Raw genomic sequence first — 13,073 nt, forward strand, 5'->3', positions numbered from 1 at the left:
TTATTTTGTCCATAGGGATTGGTAACTTGGCTGGATACCCCCATCCTGTCGCGCACAATCCTAGAGGTGATTGATGCGCGCCAACTCGTCTGAACCACAAGACTCCGTGACTGCAACCCAACCGATCGCCCCTACCCGTTTGCGTTGGCTTGATCTATTGAGCAAATACCGACAGCCGATCGGCCTGGCCGTTACGTTGTTGCTGTTTGCAATCGCCCTGATCGCCTGTCGACACCTGTTGCTGGAGCTGGATCTCTACGCTCTCCACGACTCCATCCTGGAAGTGCCCAAGCCAGCCTTACTGGGAGCCTTCGCCGCGGCCGTCGCCGGCTTTGTGATCCTGCTGGGCTATGAATTTTCCGGCGCCCGCTACGCAGGGGTGAACCTACCCGCCAAGACTCTGGCCCTCGGCGGCTTTACCGCATTTGCCATCGGCAACGCCATTGGCCTGTCGATGCTCTCGGGCGGGTCGGTGCGTTACCGTCTCTATGCCCGCCACGGCATCGGGGCTTCGGAGGTGGCGCGCATGACGGTGTTTGCCAGCCTGGCCCTGGGCACTGCCCTGCCGCCGCTGGCCGCTCTGGCGACCTTGAGCAACCTGCCGGCCGCCGCCACCTACCTGCATCTGCCGCAGATACTGCTCGGCGGCATAGCCGGCGCCGTACTATTGCTGTCGACGGTGCTGTGCATCGGCATTTATCGCCGTCGCCTGCCGGAACAACCGTTTGCTGACAACCTGCTGGTCAAAGTCGGCCGCCGTACGCTGCGCCTGCCCGGGCGTCGCCTGACCTTCCTTCAGTTGATCATCACCGCGCTGGACGTCGCCGCCGCTGCCACCGTCCTTTATATGTTGCTACCGGAGGCGCCGCCCTTCGGGCCGTTCCTGCTGGTGTACCTGTTGGCCCTGGCCGCGGGCGTGCTCAGCCATGTACCAGGCGGTGTGGGGGTGTTCGAGGCGATCCTGCTCGCCGCCTTCGCCGATAAGCTCGGCGCCGCGCCATTGGCGGCCGCGCTGCTGCTGTACCGCATGATCTATGTGGTGCTGCCGCTGTTGATTGCCTGTGTATTCCTGCTGGTCAACGAGGCCCAGCGCCTGTTCCAAACCCAGCAGAGCCTGCGGGTTGCCTCGGGCCTGGCGGCACCGGTGTTGGCCGTACTGGTTTTTTTGTCCGGCGTGGTCCTGCTGTTTTCCGGCGCCACGCCGGAAATCGATTCACGCCTGGAAAACATCGGCTTCCTGATTCCCCACCGCCTGATTGACGCGTCCCACTTCGGCGCCAGCCTGATCGGCGTGCTGTGCCTGCTGCTCGCTCAAGGCTTGCGTCGACGTTTGTCGGCCGCCTGGATGCTGACCATGGTGCTGCTGCTGGTCGGCGCCCTGCTCTCGCTGCTTAAAGGCTTCGACTGGGAAGAAGCCACCCTGATGACCATGACTGCGGTGCTGCTGGCGATCTTTCGACGCTCGTTCTACCGCGCCAGCCGACTGACCGAGCTACCGTTTTCGCCGCTGTACCTGGTGGCCAGCGTCTGCGTGCTGGGGGCTTCAATCTGGCTGCTGCTGTTTGCCTATCAAGATGTCCCCTACAGCCATCAACTGTGGTGGCAGTTCACCCTCGACGCCAACGCGCCGCGTGGCCTGCGCTCGTTGCTGGGCGCAGCGGTGTTGCTGGTGATTGTGTCGCTGACCTGGCTGCTGCGCACCGCGCGCCCGGTGATCCATTTGCCGACGCCGGAAGAACTGGAGCGTGCCACCAAGATTTTAATGGCTTCGTCCCAACCCGACGGCGGCCTGGCATTGACCGGCGACAAAGCCCTGCTGTTTCACCCCAACGATGAGGCGTTCCTGATGTACGCCCGTCGTGGACGCAGCCTGGTGGCCTTGTACGATCCGATCGGCCCGACCCAACAACGGGCCGAGATGATCTGGCAATTCCGCGACCTATGTGACATCCACCACGCGCGCCCAGTGTTCTACCAAGTGCGGGCGGAGAACCTGCCGTACTACATGGATATCGGCCTGACCGCGATCAAGTTGGGCGAAGAAGCCCGAGTCGACCTCAAGCGCTTTGACCTGGAAGCCAAGGGCAAAGAGATGAAGGATCTGCGTTACACCTGGAACCGCGGCACCCGGGACGGTTTGTCCCTGGAAATCTGCGAACCGGGCACGGCGCCGATGGAGGAGCTAAAGGTCATTTCCGATGCCTGGCTGACTGGTAAGAACGTGCGGGAAAAAGGCTTTTCCCTGGGGCGCTTCAGCGACGATTACCTTAAGCACTTTCGCATTGCGATTATTCGCTTCGAAGGGCGCCCGGTTGCCTTCGCCAACCTGCTCGAAACCTACAGCCACGACCTGGCCAGCCTGGACCTGATGCGCGCGCACCCGGATGCACCCAAGTTGACCATGGAATTCATGATGGTCGGCCTGATTCAACACTACAAAACCCACGGCTACGCCCGCTTCAGCCTCGGCATGGTGCCGCTGTCGGGCCTACAACCGCGACGCGGCGCTCCGCTGACCCAGCGCTTGGGCTCGATGGTGTTCCGCCGCGGCGAGCAACTGTATAACTTCCAAGGTTTGCGCCGCTTCAAAGACAAGTTCCAGCCCGACTGGGAACCTCGTTACATGGCCGTGCCCGCCGGACTCGATCCGCTGGTGGCATTGGCCGATACCGCCGCCCTGATCGCGGGCGGCTTGACTGGACTGGTGAAACGCTGATGATTCGACGCTCCTGGCGGTATGTATTGGCCTTTGTAGTGCTGCTCGCCCTGATCCTGGGCGGCGGCTTTTGGTACTGGAACCGCCCTGCCCCGCAGCCCACCCTGGAGCAGTTGCCCCAGGCCGATGGTGTTGCGATGACCCGCGTGACCCCGAACGGCAATGCCAAAGCCCGTGTGATAGTGGCGGTGGTGGCCGACGACGTGTTGGCCGACAGTCAATTGCTTGCCCTGAGCCAGGGCGGTAAAGCGCAGATCGTGCAGGTGGTGCTGCCCAAGGATGACTGCAAGCTACAAGAACAAGCCTTGCAAGGCGCTCTGGCGCAGCTCAAAGGCCCAGCGACCCTGGTCAGCGGCATCGGCCCCGGCGCAGCCCTCGCGTGGCGCTGGCTGGCCACACAGAACGACGATAAGGCCAATGCCATCTCCGTTGGCTTTGCCCTGGTGCAGGAAGGTTGCAAGGATCCGCTGCCGAAGACCGCCGCCCACGGCAACTGGCTGGTGGCCTGGAACGACAACCCTGACGACGAAAGCGCCAGTTTCGTACGCGATACGCCGCGCGCCACTACCAGCATCAGCGACTACGACATTCATTACCCGCAGGTGCTGAACAACGAGCTGCGCAAGCAATTGGTGGGTTCGGACAACGGCGGCCTGGCGATCCCGGTGGTTGAAGTGCCGGCCGGGCAAGCCAAGGACACCGTCACGCTGTTTCTCTCCGGTGACGGCGGCTGGCGCGACCTGGACCGCGATGTGGCCAGCGAGATGGCCAAGATCGGCTACCCCGTGGTCGGTATCGACACCCTGCGCTACTACTGGCAGCACAAGACCCCGGAACAAAGCGCCAAGGACCTCACCGAGCTGATGCAGCACTACCGGCAGAAGTGGGGCACCAAACGTTTCGTATTGACCGGCTACTCATTCGGCGCCGACGTCCTGCCCGCTATCTACAACCGCCTGCCGGAAAACGAGCAACAGCGGGTCGATGCGATCATCCTGCTGGCCTTCGCCCGCACCGGCAGCTTTGAAATCGAAGTGGAAGGCTGGCTGGGTAACGCCGGCAAAGAGGCCGCCACCGGGCCGGAAATGGCCAAGTTGCCAGCGGACAAAGTGGTATGCATCTACGGTGCCGAAGAAGTCGATGAGAGCGGCTGCACCGATAAGACTGCCGTGGGCGAAGCCTTGAAGCTGCCGGGCGGCCATCACTTCGACGAGAACTACCCGGCACTGGCCAAACGCCTGGTAGATATCATCGTCAAGCACCAGGCCAAGTCCGAGTAATTCCGGGCTGTACGCCAAACAAACTGTGGGAGGGGGCTTGCCCCCTCCCACAGTTGTTTTGCGGCCTTAGTAAAATCTAGCGCGGTTCGATGTGGGCAATCATCAGTTGCACGGTTTCATTGCCACGAAACTCGTTCACATCCAGCTTGTAGGCCAATTCCACCCAACGCACCGTCGGGTTCGGCCAGACTTCCCGATCCACCCCGAACGCGATGCCGTCGAGCTTCACCGAACCGCACTCACTCTTGAGCACCACCTTCAGGTGCCGCTCCCCCACCACCCGCTGCTCTACCAACTGGAACACCCCGTGAAACAACGGCTCGGGAAAGTGCTGGCCCCAAGGGCCGGCATGCCGCAGAGCGCGGGCCAGTTCCAGGTGGAATTCCTCCACCGCCAAGGTGCCATCGGACAGCAGGCGCCCGGTGAGGTCTTCTTCACGCAATTGCCGACGCACTTCGGCATCGAAAGCTTCAGCGAACAGCGGGAAATTTTCCTCAGGCAACGTCAGCCCCGCCGCCATGGCGTGTCCGCCGTATTTTGAGATCAGCGTGGGATGCTGGCTAGCGACTACGGCCAGCGCGTCACGGATATGGAAACCCGGCACAGATCGCCCTGAGCCTTTAAGCAGGCCGTCACCGGCGTCGGCAAAGGCGATGGTCGGGCGGAAATAGCGTTCTTTCATGCGCGACGCCAGGATGCCGATCACCCCCTGATGCCACTCCGGATCGAACAGGCACAGGCCATAGGGCATGGAGTCAACCGGCAAGTCCTTGAGCTGGGCCAGGGCCTCGCGCTGCATGCCCTGCTCGATGGATTTACGGTCTTGGTTCATGCCGTCCAGTTGCGCGGCCATCTCACGCGCCGCAGCGAAATCGCGAGTCAGCAGGCATTCGATACCCAGGCTCATATCGTCCAGGCGCCCGGCGGCGTTGAGCCGTGGCCCGAGGATAAAACCCAGATCGGTGGAGGTGATTCGCGCCGCATCGCGCTTGGCCACTTCAAGGATTGCCTTGATCCCTGGTCGCGCGCGCCCGGCGCGAATACGCTCCAGCCCCTGATGGACGAGAATGCGATTGTTGGCGTCCAGGGGCACCACGTCGGCGACGCTGCCCAGGGCTACCAGATCGAGCAGGTCCCCGATATTGGGCTGTGGTGTGTTCGCATACCACCCCAACTCGCGCAGGCGTGCGCGCAGGGCCATCAATACGTAGAAAATCACGCCGACACCGGCCAGGGCTTTGCTGGGGAACGTGCAGCCAGGCTGGTTCGGATTAACGATGGCGTCCGCCGCCGGCAACTCTTCCCCCGGCAAGTGGTGGTCGGTGACCAGCACCTTCAGCCCCGCCGCCTTGGCCGCTGCTACGCCTTCAACGCTGGAAATGCCGTTGTCCACGGTGATCAGCAGTTGCGGCTCGCGCTGCAGCGCCACGGCGACGATTTCCGGCGTGAGGCCATAACCGTATTCGAAGCGGTTGGGCACCAGATAATCGACATGGGCCGCACCCAGCAACCGCAGGCCCAGGGTGCCGACGGCGCTGGCCGTGGCGCCATCGGCATCGAAGTCGCCCACGATCAGGATGCGCTGGCGTTGCTCCAGCGCGGTCACCAGCAAGTCCACCGCGGTATCGATCCCCTTGAGCTGCTGGTAGGGAATCAACCGCGCCAGGCTCTTGTCCAGCTCGGCCTCGGACTGCACCCCGCGCGCGGCGTAAAGGCGGGTCAACAGGGGCGGCAAGTCACCGAGAAACGGCAGGACGGCGGGCAACGGACGAGGATCGATACGCATGGGGTGAAGGAAACTTCTCTTTAATAAGACGGTTAAACGGCAAGGCTGAAATCAACTGACAGGCGACGTGGGAGGGGCAGGCCCCTTCCGACCGTTTCAACCACGCTCGCCGACCAGCCACTGCAGCTGCACTTCATGCTGGCCACGGTCGTCGGTGACGAACATCGTGCCTTCGCTGATCATCACATCCCACTTGATCACCCGGGGCATGTCCTTGGCCAGGGTTTCGAGGACTTCCTGCGGCACAGCCGCGATGTGCACGTTCTTCAGGTTAGCGGCGACCGGCACCACTTTGCCTTCCCAAACGCGCAGGCTGCCGTAGGCCAGCAGGCTGGTGCGCTCGGTGCGGCGCGAGCACCAGGTCAGGCGATCGGCATCGGGTTGGCCGACTTCAATCCAGTGTAAAACCCGGTCATCCAGGCTTTTTTCCCACAGGGCCGGTTCGTCTACATCTGACAAACCACGCCCAAACGACAACTGCTCGTTGTACCAGAGGGCATAGGCCAGCAAACGCACGGTCATGCGCTCTTCGGTCTCCGACGGGTGGCGGGCGATGGTCTGTTTGACGCTCTCGTACACCGAACGGTCGAGGTCGGTGAGGTTGAGTTCGAATTTGTAGGTCGTGGACGGCTGGGCCATGAACGGGCTTCTAGAGACAAGGAAAGGCGGCCAGTCTAACCGATGGCGAGGCCAATCAACGAATCCTGCGCTGCATCACCCTTATCCCTGGGCCCCTCGCCTATGTTAAAAGGCATCACACACCTGTTCTGCGCAGCCAAGGATCCCCATGTCGTTTAATGCCAAGCCGCTTGCCGGCCTGAAAGTCATCGAACTCGGCACCCTGATCGCGGGCCCGTTCGCCTCACGTATCTGCGCAGAATTCGGCGCCGAGGTCATCAAGGTCGAATCCCCGGACGGCGGCGATCCGCTGCGCAAATGGCGCAAGCTGTATGAAGGCACATCGCTGTGGTGGTTCGTGCAGGCGCGCAACAAGAAATCCCTCACGCTGAACCTCAAGCACCCGGATGGCCTGGCCATTCTTAAGCAACTGCTGGCGGACGCCGACATCCTGATCGAAAACTTCCGTCCCGGCGTGTTGGAAAAACTGGGCCTGAGTTGGGAAACCCTGCACGCGCTCAACCCGAAACTGGTCATGGTGCGCCTCTCGGGCTTTGGCCAGACCGGGCCGATGAAGGACCAGCCAGGGTTTGGCGCCGTGGGCGAGTCCATGGGCGGGCTGCGTTACATCACCGGTTTCGAGGACCGCCCGCCGGTGCGTACCGGGATCTCCATCGGAGATTCCATTGCAGCGCTATGGGCGGTGATCGGTGCGCTGATGGCGCTGCGGCATCGTGAGGTTAACGGCGGCCTGGGCCAGGTGGTCGATGTCGCGCTGTATGAAGCGATTTTCGCCATGATGGAAAGCATGATTCCCGAGTTCGACGTGTTCGGGTTTATCCGCGAACGCACCGGCAACATCATGCCCGGTATCACGCCCTCCTCGATCCATACCAGTGCGGACGGCAAGCATGTGCAGATCGGCGCCAATGGCGATGCGATCTTCAAGCGCTTCATGGCCGCCATCGGCCGCGAAGACCTGGCCAACGATCCACAACTGGCCAGCAATGACGGGCGCGACAGCCGCCGTGACGAGCTGTACGGCGTAATCGATCGCTGGGTCAATTCGCTGCCACTGGAGCAGGTGATCGAGCAATTGAATGGTGCCGAGGTGCCCGCCAGCCGCATCTACAGTGCCGAGGATATGCTGGGCGACCCGCAATTTCTGGCCCGCGAGATGTTCCTCAAGGCGCAGCTTCCGGGTGGCAAGGATTTCAAGATGCCCGGCATCGTGCCCAAGCTGTCGGATACCCCCGGCAGTTGCGAGTGGGTGGGCCCGCAACTGGGCGAGCATAACGGCGCTGTACTGGGTGAGCTGGGCTATGACGCCGCAGCGATTGTGCGCTTGCGCGAGGCAGGCGCCATCTGATGCGCCATGGGTGCGTACGCGGGTTTGCGCAGCTCTGTCTGGTGACTGCACTGGCCAGCGTGTGGCCAGCCCCGGCTCACGCGCAAGACACCGTGATCTGGCTGCTGCGAGATTTGCCGCCATTGACGATTTTCGACGGCCCCAGCAAAGGTCAGGGCGCCTTGGATCAGTTGCTGCCGCTGCTGATCGAGCGCCTGCCGGACTATCGCCACGAAGTGCTGCACGTCAATCGCGCACGCGGAACGCAAATGCTGCGCGAGGGGACGCTCATCTGCGATCCCTCGTTGCTTTGGACGGCGAAGCGTGCGGCATACGTTGCGTTTTCCAAACAGGCCTTTGTCGTCGCCAGCAATGGCGCGGCCATCCGCAGCAGCCAGGGTGAGCAGCTGGCGCGATTTATCAGCCACGGTCAGTTGGACCTGCAGGCGTTTCTGGCTGCCCATGAAGCTCGGGTAGGCGCTGTTGCGGAACGAAGCTATGGACCGAATATCGATGAAGCGCTCAAGCAGACCGACACCCAGCACCTGGCCCTGCACTACGGCAACGATGCCATGGGCAGCCTGCTGCAAATGCAACGCCTGGGCAGACTGGAAGCGGTGCTCGGCTATTGGCCCGAGATCCGCTATCACGCCCAGCAACAAGGCATTGCACCTGACGACTTGAGTTTCTACCCGATCAAAGGCTCCCCACCCTATCAGCACACCCATATCGGCTGCTCGAACACGCCCCAGGGGCGCCAGGCCATCACCCGCATCAATCAAGCGGTGCGTGACATCCCGCAGAAGCAGATACAACAAGCCTACGCCGCCTGGCTGGACCCGCTGATGCGCCAGAATTACCTGCGCGACAACCCGGAATTTTTTCAAGACTGGAACGAGCCCTGACAAATCGCAGGCAAAAAGAAACCCCGAAGAGTGGGGAGACACTTCGGGGTTAAACGTGGCCTATCTAAAGACCAGTACAGCAAGCCACAAACACCGGAGCACAATGTTTGCTCTTGCTGTTACAAAATCTGACCGGGCACGCTGTAGGAAGTTTCCATGAGTGAACAATTCTTCATGCGCAGGCAGCGCCACGGGTTTGGGCGGCATTGCGCAGAGCAGCGATCACCGACGGTTCCAAGCGGCCTTCAGCGATTTTCAGGTCGCGCAGCAGGCAATCGACCACATCTACCAGCACCCGCTTATCCATCAACTGGGCGCGGTCGACTTCACGTTCCACCACGATAGCGCCGGCAGGATTCTTCACGGTCACCAGGCATTCGCCTTGCACGCCAACGGTGGTCAGCGTAACCCGGTAAGGGCTCAGTGCTTCTTCGAGCAATAGGCTGATACTTTCCATCTCGATCACCATTCAATAGTTCGGGAACAATCGTTTCAACGAGCGCTGCATCTTTTCTAAATGACCGATTGCCACGTAGGAAAGTTCGCTTTTTCGTCGCTATGGACATTCGGGGTATCCAGCTCAGCTTGCGCTTGGAACATGACAAGCAAAAAACGGCGGCTTATCGCTGATCACGCGATGGCAGGTGTTGGCGGGTTTATCGGAGGCGAACGAAAAAAAAACGCCGCTGCCCCACGAATGGGAAAGCGGCGTCTCTTACGCGGGCAAATCAGCCTTACAGCGGCTTGCCTCGGTTACCGTGTTGGCTGACAAACGCCTGCACGGTCTTCAGGTCATTGGCCAGTACGGTGCAACGTTCTTCACGCTCGAAGAGGTCCGCTAGGTGCGTCGGCAACTCCAGCGCCTTGCCAACGCCCGCCTTTTCCACCGCTTCCGGGAACTTGACCGGGTGGGCCGTGCCCAGGATCACCATCGGGATATCCAGGCTGCGACGGCACTCCCGTGCGGCCTTCACGCCGATGGCAGTGTGCGGGTCGAGCAGCTCGCCGGTCTGGGCATAGACTTCAGCGATGGTTTCGCAGGTCTGTGCATCGTCCACGGCCAGGGAATCGAACAACTTGCGGGTTTCGGTCCAGCGCTCTTCCTCGACGCTAAAACCGCCGCCTTGCTTGAAGTTGTCCATCAAACCGGCAATGGCCGCACCGTTGCGACCGTGCATGTCGAACAGCAGACGCTCGAAGTTCGACGACACCATGATGTCCATGGACGGCGACAAGGTCGCGTGCAGGGTTTCCTTGACGTACTGGTTGCCGCTCATAAAGCGGTGCAGGATGTCGTTGCGGTTGGTGGCGACGATCAATTGGTTGATCGGCAGGCCCATGTTGCGCGCCAGGTAACCGGCGAAGATGTCGCCGAAGTTGCCGGTCGGCACCGAGAACGACACCGAACGCGCTGGGCCGCCCAACTGCAGGGCTGCGTGGAAGTAGTAGACGATCTGAGCCATGATCCGCGCCCAGTTGATCGAGTTCACCGCCACCAGACGCGTGCCCTTGAGGAAGCTTTGGTCGGCGAAGCTGTTCTTGACCATTTCCTGGCAGTCATCGAAGTTACCTTCGATGGCGATGTTGTGGATATTGTCGCCGAAGATAGTCGTCATCTGACGGCGCTGCACTTCCGACACCCGCTTGTGCGGATGCAGGATGAAAATGTCGACGTTTTCGCAGTGCTTGCAGCCTTCAATCGCCGCCGAACCGGTATCACCGGAGGTGGCACCGATGATCACCACGCGCTCGCCACGCTTGGCCAGCACGTAATCCAGCAGGCGACCCAGCAGTTGCAGCGCAAAGTCCTTGAACGCCAGGGTCGGGCCGTGGAACAGCTCCAAGACCCACTCGTTGCCGTTCAACTGACGCAACGGTGCGATGGCGCTGTGGGAAAACACGCCGTAGGTTTCTTCCAGAATCTTTTTGAAGTCCGCATCTGGAATGCTACCGGTGACGAACGGGCGCATCACCCGAAACGCCAGCTCGTGGTACGGCAGGCCAGCCCAGGAGGCAATTTCTTCCTGGGTAAAACGTGGCAGGTTTTCCGGCACGTACAGACCGCCGTCGGTGGCAAGACCTGCCAGCAGGACGTCTTCGAAATTCAGGGCCGGTGCCTGGCCGCGGGTGCTGATGTAGCGCATAAAAGCAAACCTTTGGTTTGAGCTTCAAGCTTCAAGCTACAAGCGGCAGGTTAAAGCTGATCGGCTTTTACTTGCAGCTTGCAGCTAATAGCTTGCAGCTGGATTAATTCAAATGTTCGACGCGAATCCGTACAACCGGCCCAACCACACCCTGGAGCGCTTCCAGTGCCTGGATGGCATCGTTAATGTGCTGTTCGAGCACGCGGTGGGTCAGCAGGATCATTGGCACTTGGCCGTTTTGCTCCTCGACTTCCTTCTGCATGATCGACTCGATGTTGATGCCCCGCTCCGACAGGATGCTGGCCACCTGAGCCAACACGCCCGGGTGATCCTGGGCCTGGATGCGCAGGTAGTAGGCGCTTTCGCACGCCTCGATCGGCAGAATCGGATGGGCCGACAGCGAGTCCGGCTGGAAGGCCAGGTGCGGCACACGGTTTTCCGGGTCGCTGGTCATGGCGCGAACCACGTCCACCAGGTCGGCGATCACCGACGAAGCCGTAGGCTCCATGCCGGCGCCGGCGCCGTAGAACAGGGTCGAACCTGCGGCGTCACCGTTGACCATCACCGCGTTCATCACGCCATTGACGTTGGCGATCAGGCGGTCGGCCGGGATCAGCGTCGGGTGCACACGCAACTCGATACCCGCCGGCGTGCTGCGAGCCACGCCCAGGTGCTTGATGCGGTAGCCCAAGGCTTCGGCGTAGTTGACGTCGGCGGTGGTCAGCTTGGTGATGCCTTCGGTGTAGGCCTTGTCGAATTGCAGCGGGATACCAAAGGCGATGGACGCCAGGATGGTCAGCTTGTGTGCCGCGTCGATGCCTTCCACGTCGAAGGTCGGATCGGCTTCGGCGTAGCCCAGAGCCTGGGCTTCGGCCAGCACGTCTTCGAAGGTGCGGCCCTTCTCGCGCATTTCGGTGAGGATGAAGTTACCGGTGCCGTTGATGATGCCGGCCACCCAGTTGATACGGTTAGCCGACAGGCCTTCACGGATCGCCTTGATCACCGGGATACCGCCGGCCACTGCGGCTTCGAACGCCACGATCACGCCCTTCTCGCGGGCCTTGGCGAAAATTTCGTTGCCATGCACGGCGATCAGCGCCTTGTTGGCGGTGACCACATGCTTGCCGTTCTCGATGGCTTTGAGCACCAGCTCGCGGGCCACGGTGTAGCCCCCGACCAGCTCGATGACGATATCGATTTCAGGGTTGGTGGCCACGGCGAAGACATCGTTGGTAATCGCAATACCGGTCGTTTGGAACTGAGGCTTTGGCGAACGCGTGGCAATTTGCGCCACTTCAATTCCACGCCCTGCACGGCGCGAAATTTCTTCAGCGTTACGCTGAAGGACGTTGAAGGTGCCGCCACCGACGGTCCCTAACCCACAGATGCCTACTTTGACCGGTTTCACTGAAGAACTCCCCATGAAACGGCCGACGCTAGGTCGGCCGTGGAAAACAGCCGCACAACTGCGGCTTTCAATTAATGGTCCGTCGACTCATCGGCGGACCACGATCGTCAAAGATTCGACGATGCTGGTTTATTTGGCACTCAGCGCCAGTTTGGCAACTTGTGGTGCCGGCTGGTAGCCCGGAATCACTTGGCCGTCCGCTAATACGATGGCCGGTGTACCGTTCACGCCAATGGACTGGCCGAGAGCGAACTGCTTGGATACCGGGTTGGCGCATTTGGCGGCCTTGATTTCCTTACCGTCGACCATCTTGTCCATCGCCGCCTTCTTGTCGGCTGAACACCACACGGCCTGCAGTTGTTCATCGCCCGGCGAGCCCAGCCCCTGACGCGGGAACGCGACGTAGCGCACTTCCACACCCAGCTTGTTCAGCTCAGGCACTTCGGCGTGCAATTTGTGGCAGTACGGGCAGGTGGTGTCGGTAAACACGGTGATGTGGGTCTTGGTTTCGCCGATGGCCGGGTAGACCACGGTTTCAGCCACGGGAATGCCATTGATCAGCTTGGACACGCCCAGGCGCTCGGCCTTCTCGGTCAGGTTGACGGGCTTGCCGTCCTTGAGCTGGAACAGGTAGCCCTGGACGATGTACTGACCATCGGCGCTGGCGTACAGCACGCGGCTGCCCTTGAGCTTGACCTCGTACAGACCGGCCATGGGGCTGGCGCTGATGCTTTCGATCGGTGTGTCGAGCTGCAGATTGGCCAGGCTCTTGCGAATGGTCTGCTCGGCAGCATCATCAGCGAAGGCAAACGAGGAAACCAACGCAATCGCTGCGGCGGCAATAATCTGGGTCAAGCGCATGGGAACT

The 13,073-nt window shown here is 61.2% G+C and carries 10 protein-coding genes; 4 read left to right on the forward strand and 6 right to left on the reverse strand.

What is annotated here, in order from left to right:
* Positions 1–73: 73 nt before the first annotated feature.
* Together mprF and HRH33_RS21870 are read left to right on the forward strand one after the other, a co-directional pair.
* Complete coding sequence (mprF, locus tag HRH33_RS21865) at positions 74–2,716, forward strand: bifunctional lysylphosphatidylglycerol flippase/synthetase MprF (protein ID WP_094065472.1); 2,643 nt, start codon at positions 74–76, stop codon at positions 2,714–2,716.
* The gene (locus HRH33_RS21870; RefSeq protein ID WP_167416645.1) at positions 2,716–3,996 is read left to right on the forward strand and encodes a virulence factor family protein; all 1,281 of its coding nucleotides are present in this window, start codon (positions 2,716–2,718) and stop codon (positions 3,994–3,996) included. The genes mprF and HRH33_RS21870 overlap by 1 nt, the downstream gene beginning before the upstream one ends.
* A 76-nt stretch (positions 3,997–4,072) precedes the next feature.
* On the opposite strand, the gene recJ is transcribed toward HRH33_RS21870, so the two are convergent.
* Complete coding sequence (gene recJ / locus HRH33_RS21875) at positions 4,073–5,782, reverse strand: single-stranded-DNA-specific exonuclease RecJ (RefSeq protein WP_167416644.1); 1,710 nt, start codon at positions 5,780–5,782, stop codon at positions 4,073–4,075.
* Between the two features lie 96 nt (positions 5,783–5,878).
* The gene (locus HRH33_RS21880) at positions 5,879–6,421 is read right to left on the reverse strand and encodes a YaeQ family protein (RefSeq protein ID WP_034115010.1); all 543 of its coding nucleotides are present in this window, start codon (positions 6,419–6,421) and stop codon (positions 5,879–5,881) included.
* 148 nt (positions 6,422–6,569) lie between these two features.
* On the opposite strand from HRH33_RS21880, the gene HRH33_RS21885 reads away from it, so the two are divergent.
* Together HRH33_RS21885 and HRH33_RS21890 are read left to right on the forward strand one after the other, a co-directional pair.
* Positions 6,570–7,769 carry a CaiB/BaiF CoA transferase family protein gene (locus HRH33_RS21885; protein ID WP_034100321.1) on the forward strand — a complete coding sequence of 400 codons (1,200 nt, stop codon included), beginning with the start codon at positions 6,570–6,572 and terminating at the stop codon, positions 7,767–7,769.
* The gene (locus HRH33_RS21890) at positions 7,769–8,653 is read left to right on the forward strand and encodes a TIGR02285 family protein (protein ID WP_167416643.1); all 885 of its coding nucleotides are present in this window, start codon (positions 7,769–7,771) and stop codon (positions 8,651–8,653) included. Before HRH33_RS21885 ends, HRH33_RS21890 begins: the two co-directional genes overlap by 1 nt.
* A gap of 172 nt (positions 8,654–8,825) precedes the next feature.
* Here HRH33_RS21890 and HRH33_RS21895 read toward each other — a convergent pair whose 3' ends face one another.
* From HRH33_RS21895 to dsbC, 4 genes are all read right to left on the reverse strand, one after another.
* Positions 8,826–9,122 (reverse strand): DUF3509 domain-containing protein, encoded by a 297-nt coding sequence (locus HRH33_RS21895; RefSeq protein ID WP_034100324.1) that lies wholly within the window; start codon positions 9,120–9,122, stop codon positions 8,826–8,828.
* Positions 9,123–9,387: 265 nt separating this feature from the next.
* Entirely contained in the window at positions 9,388–10,797 is a 1,410-nt protein-coding gene (gene thrC / locus HRH33_RS21900; RefSeq protein ID WP_167416642.1) for a threonine synthase, read from the reverse strand.
* Positions 10,798–10,900: 103 nt separating this feature from the next.
* Positions 10,901–12,205 (reverse strand): homoserine dehydrogenase, encoded by a 1,305-nt coding sequence (locus HRH33_RS21905; protein WP_034100328.1) that lies wholly within the window; start codon positions 12,203–12,205, stop codon positions 10,901–10,903.
* A gap of 129 nt (positions 12,206–12,334) precedes the next feature.
* Entirely contained in the window at positions 12,335–13,066 is a 732-nt protein-coding gene (gene dsbC, locus HRH33_RS21910) for a bifunctional protein-disulfide isomerase/oxidoreductase DsbC (protein WP_034100330.1), read from the reverse strand.
* Positions 13,067–13,073 lie beyond the last annotated feature (7 nt).

The organism is Pseudomonas rhodesiae, assembly GCF_013285305.1.
Classification (GTDB): Bacteria; Pseudomonadota; Gammaproteobacteria; order Pseudomonadales; family Pseudomonadaceae; genus Aquipseudomonas; species Aquipseudomonas rhodesiae.